23 protein-coding genes are annotated in these 19,992 nt (G+C 56.0%); 13 read left to right on the top strand and 10 right to left on the bottom strand.

Annotated features, from left to right (window positions below; translation table 11 throughout):
- The first annotated feature begins 44 nt into the window (after nucleotides 1–44).
- The 9 genes from rsfS to lipA all read left to right on the top strand — a co-directional run bounded on the left by rsfS (nucleotide 45) and on the right by lipA (nucleotide 8,557).
- Nucleotides 45–362 (top strand): ribosome silencing factor, encoded by a 318-nt coding sequence (rsfS, locus tag WFK59_RS01465; protein WP_336754861.1) that lies wholly within the window; start codon nucleotides 45–47, stop codon nucleotides 360–362.
- Between the two features lie 3 nt (nucleotides 363–365).
- A complete protein-coding gene (gene rlmH / locus WFK59_RS01460) occupies nucleotides 366–836 on the top strand; it encodes a 23S rRNA (pseudouridine(1915)-N(3))-methyltransferase RlmH (RefSeq protein ID WP_031377197.1) in 471 nt (156 codons plus the stop codon).
- A 34-nt stretch (nucleotides 837–870) separates the two neighbouring features.
- The gene (gene mrdA, locus WFK59_RS01455; RefSeq protein WP_233984931.1) at nucleotides 871–2,775 is read left to right on the top strand and encodes a peptidoglycan DD-transpeptidase MrdA; all 1,905 of its coding nucleotides are present in this window, start codon (nucleotides 871–873) and stop codon (nucleotides 2,773–2,775) included.
- Between the two features lie 8 nt (nucleotides 2,776–2,783).
- A complete protein-coding gene (gene mrdB / locus WFK59_RS01450) occupies nucleotides 2,784–3,896 on the top strand; it encodes a peptidoglycan glycosyltransferase MrdB (RefSeq protein ID WP_233988208.1) in 1,113 nt (370 codons plus the stop codon).
- A gap of 10 nt (nucleotides 3,897–3,906) precedes the next feature.
- A complete protein-coding gene (rlpA, locus tag WFK59_RS01445) occupies nucleotides 3,907–4,983 on the top strand; it encodes an endolytic peptidoglycan transglycosylase RlpA (protein WP_336754858.1) in 1,077 nt (358 codons plus the stop codon).
- Nucleotides 4,984–5,106: 123 nt separating this feature from the next.
- Entirely contained in the window at nucleotides 5,107–6,318 is a 1,212-nt protein-coding gene (gene dacA, locus WFK59_RS01440; protein WP_031377759.1) for a D-alanyl-D-alanine carboxypeptidase DacA, read from the top strand.
- A gap of 99 nt (nucleotides 6,319–6,417) precedes the next feature.
- Nucleotides 6,418–6,681, top strand: a complete 264-nt coding sequence (gene ybeD / locus WFK59_RS01435) for a DUF493 family protein YbeD (RefSeq protein ID WP_094119629.1) — start codon at nucleotides 6,418–6,420, stop codon at nucleotides 6,679–6,681.
- Nucleotides 6,682–6,762: 81 nt separating this feature from the next.
- Nucleotides 6,763–7,422 (top strand): lipoyl(octanoyl) transferase LipB, encoded by a 660-nt coding sequence (lipB, locus tag WFK59_RS01430; RefSeq protein WP_233984933.1) that lies wholly within the window; start codon nucleotides 6,763–6,765, stop codon nucleotides 7,420–7,422.
- 169 nt (nucleotides 7,423–7,591) lie between these two features.
- Entirely contained in the window at nucleotides 7,592–8,557 is a 966-nt protein-coding gene (lipA, locus tag WFK59_RS01425; protein WP_094119627.1) for a lipoyl synthase, read from the top strand.
- 107 nt (nucleotides 8,558–8,664) lie between these two features.
- Here lipA and tatE read toward each other — a convergent pair whose 3' ends face one another.
- From tatE to WFK59_RS01395, 6 genes are all read right to left on the bottom strand, one after another.
- The gene (gene tatE / locus WFK59_RS01420) at nucleotides 8,665–8,868 is read right to left on the bottom strand and encodes a twin-arginine translocase subunit TatE (protein WP_094119626.1); all 204 of its coding nucleotides are present in this window, start codon (nucleotides 8,866–8,868) and stop codon (nucleotides 8,665–8,667) included.
- Nucleotides 8,869–8,975: 107 nt separating this feature from the next.
- Nucleotides 8,976–9,746 (bottom strand): amino acid ABC transporter ATP-binding protein, encoded by a 771-nt coding sequence (locus WFK59_RS01415; RefSeq protein ID WP_336754857.1) that lies wholly within the window; start codon nucleotides 9,744–9,746, stop codon nucleotides 8,976–8,978.
- Nucleotides 9,743–10,699: an amino acid ABC transporter permease gene (locus tag WFK59_RS01410; protein WP_233984935.1), complete on the bottom strand. Its 957-nt coding sequence runs from the start codon at nucleotides 10,697–10,699 to the stop codon at nucleotides 9,743–9,745. The genes WFK59_RS01415 and WFK59_RS01410 overlap by 4 nt, the downstream gene beginning before the upstream one ends.
- Nucleotides 10,696–11,583 (bottom strand): ABC transporter substrate-binding protein, encoded by an 888-nt coding sequence (locus WFK59_RS01405; RefSeq protein ID WP_336754855.1) that lies wholly within the window; start codon nucleotides 11,581–11,583, stop codon nucleotides 10,696–10,698. Before WFK59_RS01405 ends, WFK59_RS01410 begins: the two co-directional genes overlap by 4 nt.
- A gap of 23 nt (nucleotides 11,584–11,606) precedes the next feature.
- A complete protein-coding gene (locus WFK59_RS01400) occupies nucleotides 11,607–12,395 on the bottom strand; it encodes a deaminated glutathione amidase (protein WP_336755122.1) in 789 nt (262 codons plus the stop codon).
- Entirely contained in the window at nucleotides 12,395–13,360 is a 966-nt protein-coding gene (locus WFK59_RS01395; protein ID WP_233984938.1) for an ABC transporter substrate-binding protein, read from the bottom strand. The genes WFK59_RS01400 and WFK59_RS01395 overlap by 1 nt, the downstream gene beginning before the upstream one ends.
- 129 nt (nucleotides 13,361–13,489) lie before the next feature.
- Between WFK59_RS01395 and WFK59_RS01390 the strand changes: the two genes are divergently transcribed.
- Nucleotides 13,490–14,845: an aminotransferase-like domain-containing protein gene (locus WFK59_RS01390; RefSeq protein WP_336754854.1), complete on the top strand. Its 1,356-nt coding sequence runs from the start codon at nucleotides 13,490–13,492 to the stop codon at nucleotides 14,843–14,845.
- On the opposite strand, the gene WFK59_RS01385 is transcribed toward WFK59_RS01390, so the two are convergent.
- Together WFK59_RS01385 and cspE are read right to left on the bottom strand one after the other, a co-directional pair.
- The gene (locus tag WFK59_RS01385; RefSeq protein WP_233984940.1) at nucleotides 14,823–15,254 is read right to left on the bottom strand and encodes a GNAT family N-acetyltransferase; all 432 of its coding nucleotides are present in this window, start codon (nucleotides 15,252–15,254) and stop codon (nucleotides 14,823–14,825) included. The two genes, WFK59_RS01390 and WFK59_RS01385, sit on opposite strands and share 23 nt — an antisense overlap.
- Before the next feature lie 224 nt (nucleotides 15,255–15,478).
- Nucleotides 15,479–15,688 carry a transcription antiterminator/RNA stability regulator CspE gene (gene cspE, locus WFK59_RS01380; protein ID WP_006118399.1) on the bottom strand — a complete coding sequence of 70 codons (210 nt, stop codon included), beginning with the start codon at nucleotides 15,686–15,688 and terminating at the stop codon, nucleotides 15,479–15,481.
- 340 nt (nucleotides 15,689–16,028) lie between these two features.
- Between cspE and WFK59_RS01375 the strand changes: the two genes are divergently transcribed.
- The gene (locus WFK59_RS01375; protein WP_233984941.1) at nucleotides 16,029–16,340 is read left to right on the top strand and encodes a hypothetical protein; all 312 of its coding nucleotides are present in this window, start codon (nucleotides 16,029–16,031) and stop codon (nucleotides 16,338–16,340) included.
- A 310-nt stretch (nucleotides 16,341–16,650) separates the two neighbouring features.
- On the opposite strand, the gene WFK59_RS22065 is transcribed toward WFK59_RS01375, so the two are convergent.
- A complete protein-coding gene (locus tag WFK59_RS22065; RefSeq protein ID WP_019105993.1) occupies nucleotides 16,651–16,734 on the bottom strand; it encodes a membrane protein in 84 nt (27 codons plus the stop codon).
- Nucleotides 16,735–16,989: 255 nt separating this feature from the next.
- Between WFK59_RS22065 and WFK59_RS01370 the strand changes: the two genes are divergently transcribed.
- Together WFK59_RS01370 and WFK59_RS01365 are read left to right on the top strand one after the other, a co-directional pair.
- Entirely contained in the window at nucleotides 16,990–17,235 is a 246-nt protein-coding gene (locus WFK59_RS01370; protein ID WP_094119617.1) for a hypothetical protein, read from the top strand.
- Between the two features lie 129 nt (nucleotides 17,236–17,364).
- On the top strand, nucleotides 17,365–18,447 hold the full coding sequence (locus tag WFK59_RS01365; RefSeq protein WP_293001415.1) for a malate/lactate/ureidoglycolate dehydrogenase: 1,083 nt from the start codon (nucleotides 17,365–17,367) through the stop codon (nucleotides 18,445–18,447).
- 55 nt (nucleotides 18,448–18,502) lie between these two features.
- Here WFK59_RS01365 and gntT read toward each other — a convergent pair whose 3' ends face one another.
- Entirely contained in the window at nucleotides 18,503–19,819 is a 1,317-nt protein-coding gene (gene gntT, locus WFK59_RS01360; protein WP_233984943.1) for a gluconate transporter, read from the bottom strand.
- Between the last annotated feature and the right edge of the window lie 173 nt (nucleotides 19,820–19,992).

Here is a 19,992-nt window from a genome sequence, read left to right as displayed (position 1 = left end):
GGCTTACAGCCGGCTCGTCACCACCAGTTTTAGAGGGGAACCTTTTGCAAGGTAAAGCACTCCAAGAGTTCGTTATTGATAAGATTGATGATCTCAAAGGCCAGGACATTGTCACCATCAACGTTCAGGGCAAATCCAGCATCACCGATTTCATGATCATCTGCACCGGCACCTCCACGCGTCACGTCACCTCGATCGCTGAGCACGTTGAGCAGGAGTCGCGTTTAGCTGGCCTGATGCCGTTAGGCATTGAAGGCAAAAGCACAGCAGATTGGGTTGTGGTTGATCTCGGTGATGTCATCGTGCATGTGATGCAGGAAGAGAGTCGCCAGCTGTATGAGCTGGAAAAACTCTGGGGCTAACCGGTGAAACTGCAACTTGTTGCCGTCGGCACCAAAATGCCTGACTGGGTGCAGACCGGTTTTATGGAGTATCTGCGCCGCTTCCCGAAAGATATGCCGCTGGAGCTGACCGAAGTCACCGCAGGTAAACGCGGCAAAAATGCTGACATTAAACGCATCCTTGAAAAAGAGGGTGAGGCGATGTTAGCGGCGGTCGGCAAAGGCAATCGCATCGTGACGCTGGATATTCCCGGACATCCGTGGGAAACCCCGCAGCTGGCACAGCAGCTTGAACGCTGGAAGCTGGATGGTCGCGATGTCAGCCTGTTGATTGGCGGTCCTGAAGGTCTGGCCCCGGCGTGTAAAGCGGCGGCCGAACAGAGCTGGTCACTGTCAGCATTGACGCTGCCCCATCCGCTGGTGCGCGTGCTGGTGGCCGAAAGCCTGTATCGTGCATGGAGCATAACGACAAATCATCCTTATCATCGTGAATGACCGATCAGCCCACATCAGACATGACAAGTAGCGGATGAAATTACAAAGCAACGCCTTTCGCGATTACAGTGCCGAACAGAAACTCTTTGTCCGCCGGGCATTTATCGCTTTCGTCGGGATCTTACTGCTCTCCTCCGTGCTGGTGGTTAACCTTTACCACCTGCAAATTTTACGCTTTGACGATTACAGCACCCGCTCAAACGAAAACCGCATCAAGCTGGTGCCGGTTGCGCCCAGCCGCGGCATTATCTATGACCGGACCGGCACGCCGCTGGCGCTGAACCGCACCATCTATCAGGCCGAACTGGTGCCGGAAAAAGTCGATAATCTGCAGCAGACGCTGGATAATCTGCGCCCGATTCTTGAACTCACCGACGACGACCTCGAAAACTTTCAAAAAGAGCGCAAACGCTCGCGTCGTTTTACCTCTATTCCGGTGAAGACTGGCCTGAACGAAGTGCAGGTCGCGCGCTTTGCCGTTAATCAGTACCGCTTTCCCGGCGTTGAAGTTAAAGGCTATCAGCGCCGCTACTACCCGTTTGGCCAGACCCTGACGCACGTGGTCGGTTATGTGTCAAAAATTAACGATCGTGACGTCGCCCGCCTTGATAAAGAGGGGAAATGGCCGAACTACGCAGCCACGCACGACATCGGTAAGCTGGGCATTGAAGCCTATTACGAAGATCTGCTACATGGCAAAACCGGTTTTGAAGAGGTTGAAGTCAACAACCGTGGCCGGGTGATCCGTCAGTTGCACGAAGAGTCGCCGCAGGCGGGCCGTGATATCTACCTGACCATCGACCTGAAGCTGCAGCAGTATATCGAAACGCTGCTGACCGGCAGTCGCGCCGCCGTGGTGGTCAGCGATCCGCGTACCGGCGAGATCCTCGCTATGGTTTCTACCCCCAGCTATGACCCGAACCTGTTTGTCGACGGTATCTCCAGCAAGGATTATCGCGGCCTGCTCAGCGATGAAAACCGACCGCTGTATAACCGTGCCATTCAGGCCGCTTATCCTCCCGCCTCGACGGTGAAACCTTATGTGGCGGTCTCTGCGCTAAGTGCTGGCGTCATTAACCGCAATACCAGCCTGTTCGATCCGGGCTGGTGGCAGTTGCCGGGCTCTGAGAAGCGTTTTCGTGACTGGAAAAAATGGGGCCACGGCCGGCTGAACGTCACCAAAGCGCTGGAAGAGTCTGCCGATACCTTCTTCTATCAGGTTGCCTATGACATGGGCATCGATCGGCTATCGGAATGGATGAACAAGTTTGGCTACGGCAACCGTACCGGCATCGATTTGCCGCAGGAGAGCGCCGGTAACATGCCAACCCGTGACTGGAAGCTCAGACGCTTTAAAAAGCCGTGGTATCAGGGCGACACCATCCCGGTGGGCATCGGCCAGGGTTACTGGACGGCGACGCCGCTGCAGATGAACAAAGCGATGATGATTCTGATTAACGACGGCGTGATCAGGGTGCCGCACATGCTGCGCGCGACCCGCGAAGGACGCACCCTGGTGCCCTATCGCCAGCCGCCAGCCACGCCGATTGGCGACATTCATTCCGGCTACTGGGAAATTGCCAAAGACGGCATGTATGGCGTGGCAAATCGCCCTAACGGCACCGCGCACAAGAGCTTTGCTGACGCACCCTATAAAATCGCCGCCAAATCGGGAACGGCGCAGGTGTTTGGCCTGAAAGAGAATGAAACCTATAACGCACATAAAATTGCCGAACGATTACGCGACCATAAGCTGATGACCGCGTTTGCTCCCTATGACAAGCCTCGGGTCGCGGTGACCATTATCCTGGAAAACGGCGGCGCCGGACCGGCTGTGGGTACCGTTATGCGCCAGATTCTGGATCACATCATGTTAGGTGATAACAATACTGTCCTGCCGGACGCCGCCCCCACGCCGCCCGGCTATGAAGGTGAATAAACATGTCGATGAACGATAGTCCGCAGAAACGATCAATCTGGACCCGCATCCATATTGATCCGCTGTTTATGCTGGTGATTCTCGGCCTGCTGATTTACAGCGCCGTGGTGATCTGGAGCGCCAGTGGTCAGGACCCGGGCATGATGGAACGCAAAATCGGTCAGATCGCGATGGGGCTGGTGATCATGATTGTGCTGGCGCAGGTGCCGCCGCGCGTCTACGAAGGCTGGGCGCCCTACCTCTATATCATCTGCGTCATTTTGCTGATTGCGGTGGATGCGTTTGGGCAGATCAGTAAAGGGGCGCAGCGCTGGCTCGACCTCGGTATCGTCCGCTTTCAGCCGTCGGAGATCGCGAAGATTGCCGTGCCGCTGATGGTGGCGCGCTTTATTAACCGTGACGTCTGCCCGCCAACCCTGAAGAATACCGGTATCGCACTGATCCTGATTTTTGTGCCCACTCTGCTGGTGGCGGCGCAGCCCGATCTCGGCACCTCGATCCTGATTGCCGCTTCGGGACTGTTTGTGCTGTTCCTGTCCGGCATGAGCTGGAAACTGATTGGCGTTGCGGTGCTGCTGGTGGCGGCCTTTATCCCGATTCTGTGGTTCTTCCTGATGCACGACTATCAACGTGACCGCGTGATGATGCTGCTCGATCCGGAAAGCGACCCGCTGGGCGCCGGTTACCATATTATTCAGTCGAAAATTGCGATTGGTTCCGGCGGGCTGCGGGGCAAAGGCTGGCTGCAGGGCACCCAGTCACAGCTGGAGTTTTTGCCGGAGCGCCACACTGACTTTATTTTTGCCGTGCTGGCCGAAGAGTTAGGGCTGGTGGGCGTGCTGGTTCTGCTGGCGCTCTATCTGCTGCTGATCATGCGCGGTTTGATCGTGGCAGCCCGGGCGCAAACCACCTTTGGTCGGGTAATGGCCGGCGGTTTAATGCTGATTTTATTCGTTTATGTTTTCGTTAACATTGGCATGGTTAGTGGTATCTTACCGGTAGTTGGCGTGCCGTTGCCGCTGGTCAGTTATGGCGGCTCCGCGCTTATCGTGCTCATGGCGGGATTTGGCATTGTGATGTCGATCCATACTCACCGAAAAATGTTATCTAAAAGTGTTTAAGAGGCAGCAGATGCGTAAGGAATGGCTTGGCGTTGCACTGGCATCACTGGTTCTGGCAGCCTGTACCACGCCGGAACCCCAAAATACCGCGCCGCCACAACCGGCTTATAATGGCCCGGTGGTGGAGATTCCAGGCGTTGAGCCACGCTATGAGCCGATTAATCCTGGCACCAGCCAGGATTACAGCGTCAACGGCAAAAACTACCGCATCATTAAAGATCCGTCGAACTACAGTGAAGTGGGCCTCGCCACCTGGTACGGCGAAGAAGCCCAGGGCAATCGCACCGCTACCGGCGAAGCCTATGATCCGGATGCGCTCACCGCCGCGCACCCTACGCTGCCGCTGCCGAGCTATGTGCGCGTCACCAACATCGCTAATGGTCGTCAGATTGTGGTGCGGGTTAACGATCGCGGCCCTTATACGCCAGGCCGCATCATCGACCTGTCGCGCGCCGCAGGGGATCGCCTCAATATCTCCAATAATTCACGGGTCCGCGTTGATTACATTAAGGTCGCGCCGGATGGGACGCTTTCCGGTCCCGGCACCATCGGAACGGTGGTCGCGAAACAGAGCTATTCCCTGCCGGCCCGCCCGGATCTCAGCGGAGGTGCCGTGATGAACGGCGGCAGCGCCGCAGCTTCCCAGCCTGCACCGCAAAACGTCGAGGCGATCAGCAACAGCACGTTGCAGAGCAGTGACAACATGGGCGCACCGGTACAGAGCAGTGGTTTCCTCGGCGCGCCTCAGCCGTTAGCCACCGGCGTGCTGGAAGGCAATGAACCCGCCGCCGCGCCTGCGGTGACGGCCGCACCGGCAGCAGCAGCAGCCAGCGCGGCACCGACTGCCAGCCCAGCCGCTGGTGGCTATGTGGTGCAGGTCGGCGCGCTGAACGATCCGGCGCGGGCGCAGCAACTGATGAAAAGCCTGAGCCAGCGTTATGGCGTGCCCGGCACGGTGGAAACCGCGGGCAATGTCTATCGCGTCCAGCTCGGCGGTTATCCGACCCGTGCCGAAGCGGCCGCGTTGCAACAGCGTCTGAGCAGTGATGGCCAGACGGCCTCATTTATTACCAGTACGCGTCGCTGATTGAACGGTTTACCGTTACGTCTGCTAACAACCCAATCATCCTGCCCGATGCGGTCCAGACGGCCATTGGGTATGATGAGTGATTTACTTAACCTCAAAACCACGGATGTTGTAGTCCTACACATGAACACGCTGAAATCATCTCGTTTGCTGAAACGCCTGACAGTGGGATCACTGATCGCCTTCTCTCTCAGCCATGCCGCTATTGCTGATGACGTCAATCTCAAGACCATGATTCCGGGCGTACCGGACATTGATGCCGAAGCGTATGTCCTTATCGACTACAACTCGGGCAAAGTGCTGGCGGAAAAGAATGCCGATGCCCGTCGCGATCCGGCCAGTCTGACCAAAATGATGACCAGCTACGTGATTGGCCAGGCAGTCAAAGCGGGCAAAATCCATCAGGACGATCTGGTCACCGTTGGTCCGGATGCCTGGGCCACCGGTAATCCGGTGTTTAAAGGTTCATCGCTGATGTTCCTCAAGCCAGGCGATCGGGTTCCGGTTTCACAGCTGACGCGTGGGATTGTGCTGCAGTCGGGTAACGACGCCTGTGTCGCCATGGCAGACTATGTCGCTGGCAGCCAGGATGCGTTCGTTAATCTGATGAACAACTACGTCAAAGCGATTGGCCTGCAGAATACCCATTTCCAGACGGTACACGGTCTGGATGCCGAAGGTCAGTACAGCTCGGCGCGCGACATGGCGCTGATTGGTCAGGCGCTGATCCGCGACGTGCCGGAAGAGTACGCTGTTTATAAAGAGAAAGAGTTCACCTTCAACAATATCCGCCAGATGAACCGTAACGGTCTGCTGTGGGATACCAACCTGAACGTGGATGGCATTAAAACCGGTCACACCAATGCGGCCGGTTACAACCTGGTGGCTTCAGCTACCGAAGGCCAGATGCGTCTGATCTCCGCGGTAATGGGCGGTCACACCTACAAAGGCCGCGAAACCGAAAGCAAAAAACTGCTGACGTGGGGCTTCCGCTTCTTTGAAACTGTCGCACCGCTGAAAGCGGGCAAAGAGTTCGCCTCTGAGCCGGTGTGGTTTGGCGACAACGATCGCGTCCAGCTCGGCGTTGAGAAAGATGCCTACCTGACGATTCCGCGCGGCCGGATGAAAGATCTGAAAGCCAGTTATGTGCTGAACAACACCGAGCTGCACGCGCCGCTGAAGAAAAATCAGGTCGTCGGCAGCATTAACTTCCAGCTGGATGGCAAAACCATCGAACAGCGTCCGCTGGTGGTGTTAAATGAGATTCAGGAAGGCGGGTTCTTCAGCCGCATCGTGGACTACATCAAACTGATGTTCCATCACTGGTTCGGCTAAGCGTAGTGGGTGGTTGAAAAGTCACCCCATCGCCTCCATTACAGGTTATTATGATGCTCCCGCTCAGGCGGGAGTCTTTTTTTATGCACCGGAGTCAATATGAAAACCAAACTGAATGAACTGCTCGAATTTCCTACCCCGTTTACCTACAAAGTAATGGGTCTGGCGCAACCGGAGCTGGTTGATCAAGTGGTTGAAGTGGTGCAACGCCATGCGCCCGGCGACTACAGTCCTGAAGTCAAGCCGAGCAGCAAGGGCAACTATCACTCCGTAAACATCACCATTACCGCCACCCACATCGAGCAGGTTGAACGCCTGTACGAAGAGCTGGGCCAGATTGAAATCGTACGCATGGTGCTCTGATTTGCAGAGTCGGCGAAGCGTCTTACCCGGACGGTTTGCCGACGTTATTCTCAGCTTAATTTGTTAAAGCGGGCCATCGTTTTGTCAGTTGAAACCCTTCTCGTCCGCCGGTCAGGTTTACGCGACTGGCAATCCGTCTCCGACGCCATGCATCACTATACCGACCAGCGCGACAGCCTGAGTCGCGATGAGATCTGGCTGGTGGAACATCCTGCGGTATTTACCCAGGGCCAGGCAGGAAAAGCGGAGCATCTGCTGATGCCCGGCGATATTCCGGTGGTGCAGAGCGACCGTGGCGGCCAGGTCACCTATCATGGACCGGGCCAGCAGGTGATGTACGTGCTGATTGATATCAAGCGCCGCAAGCTAGGCGTACGCCAGCTGGTAACCGCGCTGGAAGAGACGGTGATTGCTACCCTGGCCGGATTTGGCGTCAATGCCCGTGCGCGCGCCGACGCGCCTGGCGTCTATGTGGGTGAACAAAAAATCTGTTCACTCGGGCTGCGGATCCGTAAAGGCTGCTCGTTTCACGGTCTGGCGCTGAATGTCGCCATGGATCTGGCACCCTTTTCGCGAATCAATCCCTGTGGCTATGCGGGCATGAGCATGACCCAGCTGCAGCAGTTTCAGCCAGACATCCGGCTGGAACAGGTTCAGGCCCCGCTGGTTGACGCATTTGCCCGTCTGACAGGTTATGAAAATGTTGAATGGTCAGAGGAAGATTTGCCGCTTCAGCCTTAACGCTGAATGCGAATTTACAAATATGTAACTTATCCGCGCTGACGGTGGCTGCTTCCGGGGCGATGAGATGATATAATTTTTGCACTTTTTTCAAATAAAGTTGAAAGCACCCTTCTCGGGTTGAGTGAGAACGCTTTCAAATCGCAATCCGACCGGAACCTGCTGATTTATGAGTAAACCAATTCAGATGGAACGCGGCGTCAAATATCGTGACGCAGACAAAATGGCGCTGATCCCGGTGAAAACCGTGGCCGTTGAACGGCAAGAGATGTTGCGTAAGCCGGAATGGATGAAAATCAAGCTGCCTGCTGACTCCAGTCGTATTCAGGGCATTAAAGCCGCGATGCGAAAAAATGGGCTGCACTCGGTCTGTGAAGAGGCCTCCTGCCCTAACCTTGCTGAATGCTTCAACCACGGCACCGCCACCTTTATGATCCTCGGCGCGATCTGTACCCGCCGTTGCCCATTCTGCGACGTGGCGCATGGCAGGCCTAACGCACCCGATGCAAACGAGCCGGGCAAACTGGCACAGACCATCGCTGATATGGGTCTGCGTTACGTGGTGATCACCTCGGTTGACCGTGACGATCTGCGTGATGGCGGTGCTCAGCACTTTGCCGACTGCATCAGTGCGATCCGTGAAAAGAATCCGACCATTAAAATTGAAACCCTGGTGCCTGACTTCCGTGGCCGGATGGATCGCGCGCTGGAAATTCTGACCGCTACGCCGCCGGATGTGTTTAACCACAACCTGGAAAACGTGCCGCGCGTCTACCGTCAGGTTCGTCCTGGCGCTAACTATGAGTGGTCACTGAAACTGCTGGAGCGCTTTAAAGAAGCGCATCCTGATATTCCGACCAAATCGGGTCTGATGGTGGGTCTGGGTGAGACCAATGCAGAGATCGTCGAAGTGATGCGCGATCTGCGTCGTCACGGCGTGACTATGCTGACGCTCGGCCAGTATCTGCAGCCCAGCCGTCATCACCTGCCGGTTCAGCGCTACGTCAGCCCGGCGGAATTTGATGAGATGAAAGAAGAAGCGATGGCGATGGGCTTTACCCATGCAGCCTGCGGCCCGTTTGTCCGCTCTTCTTATCATGCGGATATGCAGGCGAAAGGGCTGGAAGTTAAATAAGCTCGCGCTGCTGATCGGCAAAGATAAAAAAACCAGACTGGCAGCAGTCTGGTTTTTTAATGCCGGTCAGACATAAAAAGTAACAGTTATTTTCAGCCAATAACCGATTAATCTTTATGGACGACGCGATCGGCCGGTACGTCTTCAGCCGTGGTCCGGGTTGCGCTGGTGTCTTCATCTTTCATGGCTTTCTTGAAGCCCTTGATTGCGGAGCCCAGATCGCCACCCAGAGAACGTAACTTATTGGTGCCAAAAAGCAGTACGATAAGCGCACCGATGATCAGCAGTTTGGCAATACTGATACCTTCCATATTTAACCTTTCAACTTCAGCGAATAACGGTGACTGTTATTTACGCGCAGTTTGCCTGCCGCGACAACTGCAATCTGTAACAGAGTAAGATCGCACTGGCCTCAGTATCAGATAAAACGGCTGAGAAATGCCTGAGTGCGGGGATGCTGAGGATTAGCAATCACCTCTGCTGGCGTGCCCTGCTCCACTACCACGCCACCATCCATAAACACCACCCGGTCAGCCGCCTCACGGGCGAAGCTGATCTCATGGGTCACCACTATCATCGTCAATCCCTGATCGGCCAGCGTGCGCATCGTCGCCAGCACTTCGCCCACCAGTTCCGGGTCCAGCGCCGACGTCGGTTCATCAAACAACATCAGCTGCGGCTTAATGGCTAACGCGCGCGCAATCGCCACACGCTGCTGCTGACCGCCCGACAGATGGCGCGGCCAGGCATCCGCCTTGTCACTCAGCCCCACCGTTGCCAGTAACGATCGGGCATGTTCCAGCGCCTGCTGACGCGGAAATTTATGGACGCCAATGGGCGCTTCAATGATGTTCTGCAGCACCGTCATGTGCGGATAGAGATTGAACTGCTGAAACACCATGCCAATCTTCTGCCGCTGACGGGCGATCTGACGCGGCGACAAACGGTGCAGCAGATTGCGTTTCAGCACGTAGCCAATCTGCTCATCACCTACCCGAATCGATCCCCCATTCATCTCTTCGAGATGGTTGATGCAGCGCAGAAAGGTCGATTTACCCGATCCCGACGGTCCCAGGATCACCACCACCTCACCGGGCCAGACATCAAGATCGATCCCATTCAGCACCTGATTATCGCCGTAACGCTTCTGCACGTTACGGGCGCAGACTAACGGTTCAGTCTGGCTCATTGCTCCTCCTTCTGTCGCGGTACGCTGTTGTTTCGTGGCGACGGGCGCTTCGCTACGCTGGTCACCCGACGGGTACCGCGCGCGTAATAGCGCTCAATGGCGGATTGCCCGAGGTTGAGGATTGAGGTGATCAGCAGATACCAGATAACCGCCACCATCAGCATCGGAATAATTTCAAAGGTCCGGTTGTAGATCGCCTGGACTGAGTAGAGCAGATCGCCCATCGCAATCACGCTGACCAGCGATGTCGCCTTGATCATACTGATCAGCTGGTTGCCAGTAGGCGGAATGATCGACCGCATCGCCTGAGGAATAATAATTCGTCGCAGCGCCCGCGCCCGGCTCATACCAAATGCCTGAGTGGTTTCTACCTGGCCGTTATCCACCGACAGCAGTCCGGCGCGAATAATTTCAGCCATGTAAGCGGCTTCATTGAGCGCCAGTCCGGCGATAGCGGCGGTCAGCGGAGTGATCAGATCGTTGGTATTCCAGCTGGCCAGAGTGATGTCGGTCCACGGCAGCGTCAGCGACAGCGCGGGAAACAGCGTGGAAAGGTTGTACCAGAAGATCAGCTGCACCAGCAGCGGCGTGCCACGGAAAAACCAGATATAGAGCCCGGCGATGCCACGCAATAGCCGGTTATCAGAGAGCCGCCAGACGCCTAACAGCAGCCCCAGCAGCGTGCCCAGCACCATTGAGATCACCGTCAGTCCCAGCGTGACCTGTAACCCTTTCAGCACCGAGCCTTCAGTGAACCACTTCAGCACCACCTGCCATTCAAAATTGGGGTTGGTCATCACCAGCCACAGCAGGTTGGAGCCGACCACCAGCACCACAATCCAGCTGATCCAGCGTCCATAGGCGGGTGCGCTGCGGGCGAAAGCGACGTCGCGCAGTTGCGCCTCATCGCGCCGCTCTTCCCTGATCGGCGAATCGTGGCGAATCAGACTCATTTCGCCTCCTGTCTGGCCAGGTTCAGCCCGGGCGCTGCGGTCATGTTGCCCTCCAGCTGCCATTTTTTCATGATGGCGGCATAGGTACCGTTCTGATAGAGCACCTTATAGGCATCGAGAACCACGCCACCTAGCGGTGATCCCTTCGGCACCACGGTTCCCTGGAAAATGTCACCAAAGCCGTTTTTCTGTCCTTTGCCTGACAGTTCGAGCTGACCTTTGGCCTGATTAACAAACCAGGTCAGTGGCGCCTGTGAAGAGAAAAAAGCATCCGAACGTTTCGAGCGCACCGCCAGAATCGACGACGGCTGATCGGTAAAGGCCTGCACCGTGACTGCCGGTTTTCCGGCGGCCGTACAGCGGGCGGATTGCTGGCGTATCACCTGTTCCGCCGATCCCGCCGCCATCACCGCAATGCGTTTGCCACAGGTATCCTCAAGCTGATTGATCTGCGCCGGATTGCCCTTCTGTACGCCAAACACCACAAACTCCTGCACAAAATCGATAAAATCGACCTTCTGCTGGCGATCCGGATAATCGCCAATCGGGCCGATGGCCAGCTGATAGCGGCCCGCGTTAATCCCGGTCAGCACGCCGGACAGGCCACTCACCGTGGCATGATCGATCTTCACGCCCAGCAGCTGCGACAGTGCAGTAGTGAGATCCGCCGATGCGCCCTCCATTGAGTGCGGGCCATTGACGATCTCATAGGGCGGAAACGAGCCGTTATTGACGGAAATCATCCGTCCCGCTTGTTTGATCTGTTCCGGCAAACGATCGTGTAAAGCCTGATCGACCGTCTGGGTCGGAAGGGTGTCGGCAGCCTGCGCCAGGCCTGCGGTCAGTCCCAGCGCCAGCGTTAAGGCGGTCACTCTGTTAGTCATGGTTCGTCCTCCAGGATCAGGGGTCAGTTCAGTTCGGGACGGGCGAAACGACGATTCTCCAGCACCGGCAGCACGCGGCGGGCATAGGCCACGCGTTCAGGATCGAGCTCGGCAAACATCAGCGCTGGCGATTCAGCCGCATTCGCGATGACAACACCAAGCGGATCGACCACCAGGCTGTTACCGATATTGCGCGGGCCACACTCGCCTACCGCCACCATGTAGCAGGTATTCTCCAGCGCACGGGCGCGGGTCAGCAGCTCCCAGTGCATCTCTTTCAGCGGTCCTTTTACCCACGCAGCAGGCAACACCAGCAGGTCCGCGCCATCCAGCACCAGCCGGCGGGCCAGTTCCGGGAAACGTACGTCATAACAGGTCATCAGGCCGACTTTCATCCCCGCGACCTCAACCAGCGGCGGGATGACATGTCCCGGATTGACCCGCTGTGACTCCTGCATCGCAAAGGCATCGTAGAGATGCAATTTTTCATAAGCGGCAATGATTTTCCCGTTGCGGATAGCGATCAGTACGTTGAGCGCTTTCTGCTGTTCAGTGGGAACATGCACGCTCATCATGGTGGTCAGATCGTTATTCTCACTGGCTGCCAGCAGTTGGGTGAGAAATGGGCCATCCAGCGGTTGTGCGGCTTTCAGCACTAAATCGGGATCGGCAATATCCCGCGCCAGCACCCCTTCCGGCAGCACCAGCAGATCGGCCCCGCCAGCGGCAGCGCGCTGCATTAAATCCAGACAGAGTGTGGCGTTCTCCTGCCATTCACGGTTGACCGCAAATTGTCCCATCGCAATTTTCATCATTTCTCTCCTCCTGCCAGCGGAAACATCGCTTCCGGCGTCAGTAATTTGTGGGTGAGTCCCTGCTGGAACAGTTCACGGGCAAAATCCGCAATCATCTTTCTATTAGCGGTAAAACCATTCTGATTCCAGCCGGCCGGTAATTCCTGCGCGGTGCGTCGCAGATCGTCCAGCAGCCACGGCGTGGTATCGGCATATTTCTCTCGTTTTTGCATCCATAGCGCGTAGGAACGATCGATGACTTCACTCAGAGCGGCAGGCAGCCACGGATGCTGTGCCGCCAGCGCCGGTTTTAACGCCAGAATATGAATGCCGGGCACGTAACCGACGCGATGAAAGTAGGCTCGCTCGGCCTGATAGAAGTCCGGCTGGAGCTGGCGCAGACCGGACGCCGGCAGGAAAAAACCTTCCGGCATAAACGGGGTAAAGACCGCATCCAGCTCTCCCGCTTTCAGCAGCTCAATCAGAGGACGCTCGCCCGGCGCTGGCTCTATCCGGCCTGGCCGGCCAAATCCGGCCAGCCGATCGACAATCGGATGATCGGCGGTCAGTCGCCCGGCAAACCAGCGAACGTCGTCAATGTCTACTCCCGCTTCGCGCAGTACCGTGCGCGTCCAGGTATTGCCCGAATCCTGCCAGCCGGTAACACCGATGCTTTTGCCCTTCAGCTCTGCAGGCGTGGTGATGGGACTGTCGGCGGTAGTGATAATGCAGCGCTGGCGAAAACCGCGCATCAAGAAGTGCGGGATACCGAGCAGAGCATCATCGTCTCTGGCCCGCGCCTGGGCGTAGCGGCTGAACGACACCTCTCCCGCATCGTAATCGGGGCTGGTGGCGAGATCGTTCACCAGCGTGCCGACGCGGTCGATGTGCAGATCAAAATTGTCCGGTTTGATATCGCCCAGCGCCAGTGGGGTGAAATAGTCCCAGTCGCGCACTGCCAGTCTGATACTCAGCCTTGCCATGATCTCTCCGTTTACGTCGTGCCGTGAAGCCGGGTGGGTTGATAGCTCAAATAGTGCTTGAATTTGATACTAGATCCGGAATACTGAGCTGAACAATCATTAATTTGTTACTGAACAAAGTATTTTCTTATGACGCAAATGATCGATCCAGAGTGGTTCTGTAGTCAGATAACAACCCCGTCGGTAAAAGGCATCGCCCAAACGGCATCCCGCCTGATTCGCGACGGTGAGATTGCCGTCGGCATGCAGATGCCGGCGGTACGGGATATTGCGGAGCGGCTGGGCGTCAGCCCGGCAACCGTTTCCGCTGCCTGGTCGCGGCTAAGGCAGCATAAAGTGCTGGCGGGAAAAGGCCGCAGTGGCGTCAGGGTCAGTGGCAACACCGTGATGCCGCGGCCGATCCGCTTTGAAAAGATCGGCAACTATGGCGAACACATTCGCGCCGATCTGGCGATGGCCTCTCCCGATCCCGCCTTGTTACCTGACCTGCACAATGCGCTACAGGCGGCGTTGCGGTCGCCTCAACTGAATAGCTACGTTCGTGAGCCGATTTCCGCCCCGCTGTTGCAGGCGGTCACGCCGCGCTGGCCCTATGCGGCGGAAGCCTTTCTGGCAACCGATGGGGGTTTCGATGCGATGAATCTGCTGGTACAGACGCTGGTTTCACCCGGCGATCGGGTGATCATCGAAGACCCGACAGCCACTCGCCTGCTCGATATGCTGGATAACGTGGGCGCTGAAATTTTGCCGCTGGCCTGCGATGCGGAGGGACCGTTGCCTGAGGTATTAAGTCAGCTGCTCACCCGTGCGCCGGTGATGATGATCTATCAGCCACGTACCCATTCGGCTACCGGGCGCACCATCAGTGTCGGACGACGTCAGGCGCTGGCCCAGCTACTGGCGAACAGCAGCACGCTGATTGTGGAAGACGATGGGATTGGGGATCTTTCCGCCGCAGCGGGCTGGAGTCTGGGATCGCAGTTTCCCGAGCGAACCCTGCATGTCCGCTCGTTTTCTAAAGCCTACGGCCCCGATTTGCGTCTGGCGGTACTGTCGGCCACCGCAGAGATGGTAAAACGCATCCAGGCGTGGCGAAACTTTGGTGTCAGCTGGACCAGCCGGATATTACAGGATGCGGTAGCGTGGTTGCTGGAAGATGAAACGACGCAGAAGCAGGTCGCCAGCGCGCGGGATGTTTATCATCAGCGACGCGAGCAGTTGCGGCAAGCACTGGCGCAGCGCGGACTTCTGTTGCCGCCACAGGATGGGCTTAGCCTCTATATCCCGGTCGCTTCAGAGCAGTTTGCCATGATCACCCTGGCGGCACGCGGTATCGCCGTGTTACCGGGTGAGCGCTGCAGCCTGGGCACCACGCAGTTTATCCGCGTCAGCATTGCCAGCCTCAGGGATGAACAACGGGAGATGATAGCCGAGGCGCTGGTTATCGCTTCCGGCCGTGAGGCTAACGCGCGGGCAGATCTTTAACGTGATAGCGTGGCGATTCAACGTAACCTTCACGGGCGTAAAACTGATTCGCCTTGAGGCGGGAGTGATGGCAATGCACTTCCATCCGATCGCACCCGCGCTGTGCCGCCAGTGATTCAGCGTGCTGTAATAGCTGCTGGCCGACGCCTTTACTGCGTTCGCCTTCAGCGATACAGAAGTAGCTGATGCGGGCAAAATCGCCGGCCAGTGCCAGCTGTGGAATAAAGTGCATTGATAAAAAACCGAGCACCTGATTGCCGAACTCCGCCACCAGCAGCGCTTCGCTGGGATCGCTGCTTAACTGCGCCAGGCGCTGCTCAATGAAATTTTCCGTGCCGCCGTAGCCCAGCTCACTCAGTAAGGCACTCAAGGCAAAACTGTCTTTTAAATCCGCCTGACGTATGTTCATCCTGTTTCCTCAATAGCCTGGTCCTGTCGCTCTGTTATATAGCGTTGGACAAGAAAAAGCTGCAAGTAAGGTTGTTATGATTATGTTACGAGGATTTATTGTGAAGCGTCGCGCAGTTTGTGCGGCGTAGCGAGGGCACAGCGGGCAATGAAGGGAGTTTTCAGGTGATTTTTGCCATAAAAAAACCCGCCATCAGGCGGGTTTTTAGAATTCTGACTGTTAACTTACAGACTGATAACGTTAGCAGCAGATGGGCCTTTCGCGCCGTCGGTGATTTCAAACTCAACGCGCTGACCTTCAGCCAGAGTTTTGAAGCCGTTGCTCTGGATTGCAGAGAAATGTACGAATACATCTTTGCTGCCATCTTCAGGAGTAATGAAACCGAATCCTTTGGATTCATTAAACCACTTAACGTTACCTTTGATCTTAGACATCTATATTACCTTTACATGAAAAATGGACACTAAACTGTGTCGCCATCTAGTACAGCAATTGCGGAGAGATTTGTCCAGTGTCATTTGATGAAAAAGTGATAAATTTCGACTTTCTGCTTACGCATCACACTTTTCCACTTTTTGCCTTGCGAAAAAACCGCTTCCAGGGCCGGTGATTTTAACCGGTAAAATCCGTTAACTCACTGGAATCCGGATTCTTTTTGCATCAAAAGTAATTGGACTGCTTACGCTAACCAGAAAATTCCTGCCGTTCTGACTTTAGCCCTTTGACAGCAAAAAAGCGCTCATCGCGCCCTTTTTTAGCGGGTAGTGAAAAACAATGCCAACGCATTTGCCGGCTTTTTTTAACCCAGCGAGTCATCAGACCAAAAAAATTTGCCCGCTACTGACCACCTCGGGTGATTTTCAGATAATTAAATCTGCTTTTTTACTGAGTCAGATCAACCCCTCAGGCCCAGCAACCCCGCTTCAGCCGGCTATCTGGCTGCATTTCAGGCAGTCGACAATAAACATTGATTTAAATCAAAGAAGTGCTTTTTTTGCCATTCGATTCGCATTTGGCAACAAACAACGCTCGCCACAAGACACTATTTTTTGCTGCGAACGGCGCGATAATATTGTCAGGAAATAAATAAGGAACGTTTACCTGTGGTATCGATCGCGCACTAACTCAACGGATTGTTACTAAAGGGGGAGGAGAGTCAGGATGGTAATGAAAATTCGCTGCAGCCAGTGCGGGAGTGCCCGGTTTGTTTTCACTGAACGGGATGGGGAGCCTCTCACTTTTCATGGAGCCTGCTGTGCACATTGTAAAAAGCGGCTGGGAGTAAAAGATTTGCTGCCAGAGACGCGGATGGACCCAATCACCCATTGCCTGATTGGCCAGCATAAAAATGTGTCGGGCACCTGATCAAGGTGCCCGCTGAAGCCGAAAAGCGCGATCAGAAAATCAGTTTAAACACCCCTGTCAGGGTTAACAGTCCCACGATAAAAATGATGGCAATAATCCACAGAATAATTTTCATTTCCTTCTCCCTCACCAGTAAAAAAACCTTTCCCATAAAGAGTATAGCCAAAATAAAACCCTTTGCCGCTTCCCCTGATCGCCCCGCCGCCCTTGTCGGATTCAGGCGGTTTTTATCGAAATTCTGAGAGTGAGATCGCAACTGCGGATTTTACCGCTCGCCGCTTTTCGTTTTACAGAAAAATCCTGGCTAAAATTTAACCGGCAAGGCGGGCCTCATTGGTTAAGACCTGAATATGCTTAGCAAGGAGATCTTATGAGCACGATTAATACCAGCATGGGCCGCTATAGCCTCAAGGCAAAAAATAGCGGCGACCACATCAAAGGTTCTTTCGCCATCAACGATGAAGGCGGCACCCAACTCACGATGCAGGAGTTCGAGGAGCATTATCTTGATGATGTGGTGAATAACGTGATTTATCCGGTCACTGGCGGCAACCGCGAGATTGCGCGTGCGCTGCGGGAACAGATGATTAAAGCAGGTTTTGAACAGCCACATTAAGGCGTTCAGCCTCATCCTGTTATCAAGACAGCGGGCCGCATTTCGCGGCCCTTTTCCTGCCCGTAATCGCACTTGCCGTGTTGCCTTTTTCCACCCAGGATGAACTATCCCACTGAAATGGAGAACATCGTGAGCACCCTACACTCTATTAATGCCGCCCGGCTGCATCAGTTCACCGAAGCTATCTGGCTCGCTGCCGGTAGCCAGCCGGAAGAGGCACGCCTGGTGGCCGATCACCTGGTGGCCGCCAATCTGGCCGGACACGATTCGCACGGCGTCGGGATGATCCCCAGTTACATGGCATCACTGAAACAGGGGCATCTTCGACTGAATCAGCGCCCTACGCTCGATAAAGACAGCGGTGCCGTGCTGACGCTGAATGCCCATCAGGGCTTCGGTCAGGTCGCGGCCTGGGAAGCGATGAAGCTCGGCATTGAACGGGCGCAGAAACTGGGCATCGCCGCGGTCGGCCTTCATCATTCGCATCACATTGGTCGTATTGGTCACTGGGCGGAGCAGTGTGCAGCGGCCGGCTTCGTCTCTTTCCACTTCGTCAACGTGATGGGCGACCCGATGGTGGCGCCGTTTGGCGGCAGCGATCGCCGCTTCGGCACCAATCCATTCTGTGCCATCTTTCCGCGTCCACATGCCCGCCCGCTGCTGCTTGATTTCGCTACCAGCGGCATCGCCTATGGCAAAACCCGCGTCGCGTGGAACAAAGGCACAGCGGTCGCGCCAGGTTACCTGATCGACGCGCAGGGCCAGCCCACCACCGATCCTGGCGTGATGCACCAGTCACCTTATGGCTCTCTGCTGCCCTTTGGGCTGCATAAAGGCTACGCGCTGGCGACGCTGTGTGAAATATTTGGTGGTGCCTTGTCGGGCGGACGGACAACCCATCAGGCCACGTTGCAGAGCGGCAATGACGCCATCTTTAACTGTATGACCACCATCATTCTTAATCCCGACGCGTTTGATGCACCCGCGATGCAGGATGAGGCGGAAGCGTTTATTGATTGGGTGAAAGCGTCACCCCGCAGCGGCGATGCGCCGATTCAGGTTCCGGGTGAGTGGGAAGAGGCTAATCGTATCGCACGCGATCGTGAAGGGATTCCGCTGGACAGCACCAGCTGGCAGCAGATCTGCCAGGCCGCGCGGGAGGCGGGGATGTCAGAGGCGGAGCTGGCGGCTTTCCGCGCACTGGCGGTATGACGCAGGCCGGTTAACACAGCCAGCCGCTGGCAGACACGCTGCCAGCGGCTGCCGGTCAGATGACCATCGACAGCAGTAAGCACCCGATCAGGCCACAGACCGAAATGATGGTTTCCAGTGCTGACCACGAACGAATGGTTTCCCCGATAGTCAGGTTGAAATACTCCTTGAACAACCAGAAGCCCGGATCGTTGACGTGAGAGAAAATCACGCTGCCCGACCCGACTGCAATCACCATCAGTTCCGGGCTGGCGCCGCTGGTTACAATCAGTGGTGCGACGATGCCGCCCGCGGTGATCGCCGCAACGGTTGCCGACCCCAGCGCAATACGCAGTACCGCCGCAATCGACCAGGCCATAAAGATCGGTGACAGCTGGGTAGAGTGCATCATGTTAGCGATATATTTATCCACCCCGCTGTCGACCAGTACCTGCTTAAAGGCCCCGCCGCCGCCGATGATTAACAGCATCATGGCGATGATTTTGATCGAATCGCTCAGGGTCTCCATCACCTGATCCATACTGCGGCCACGGTTCAGACCGAAGGTGAAGATCGCAATCAGTACCGCAATCAGCGTTGCCATCACCGGATCGCCGAAGAACTCGGCGTAAGGCAGCAGCGCATGGCCTTTTGGCAGCAGCATTTCGGCGACCGCGCGCAGCGCCATCAGCACCACCGGCACCAGTGAGGTCCAGACGCTGACGCCAAATCCCGGCATCTCAGCTTCGGTAAAGGTTTTTGGGTTGTAAAGCCCCTGAGGGATCGGTTTATCAATGCCTTTCAGGAAGCGGGCATAGACCGGCCCCGCCAGAATCACGGTAGGAATGCCGAGCAGCGTACCGAACAGCAGCGTTTTGCCCATATCCGCATTGAACAGCGTGGCGATAGCGGTCGGACCAGGATGCGGCGGTAAAAAACCGTGGGTGACTGAGAGCGCAGCCGCCATCGGCACCCCGACATACAGCAGCGGCACGCGCGCTGAGGCAGCAACGCTAAACACCAGCGGCAGCATCAGAACAAAACCGACTTCATAGAACAGCGCGAAGCCGACGATAAAGCCGGTCAGCACCAGCGCCCACTGAATATGCTTTGTGCCGAATTTTTCGATTAAGGTGGTGGCAATGCGCTGCGCGCCCCCGCAATCAGCCAGCATCTTGCCGAGCATAGCACCAAAGCCCATGATCAGCGCCAGGCTGCCGAGCGTGCCGCCCACGCCCGCTTTAATCGACGTAATCACTTTGTTGACCGGCATGCCCTGCATCACACCGACCGCCAGCGCCACCAGAATCAGCGCGATAAATCCATTAAGCTTAAAGCGAATCATCAGCAGCAGCAGTAACGCGACGCCAATCGCCACATAGAGTAATGGCATAGGTTTTCTCCACCTTGCGCACTGAACGGCGTTCAGTGCCGGTTTGTTATCATCATCCCCTGAGGGCTACAAAACAGTGCGCCTGTAAGAATTTTTAACATTCCGACAACCGCTGTTACCGATAACATGTTAAGGGTAACATGCGCAGGAAAGCACCACCCCGCCGCCAGTGA

The sequence above is a fragment of the Pantoea sp. USHLN298 genome (assembly GCF_037149395.1).
GTDB lineage: Bacteria > Pseudomonadota > Gammaproteobacteria > Enterobacterales > Enterobacteriaceae > Pantoea > Pantoea astica.
This window is presented reverse-complemented; position numbering and strand designations above follow the sequence as displayed.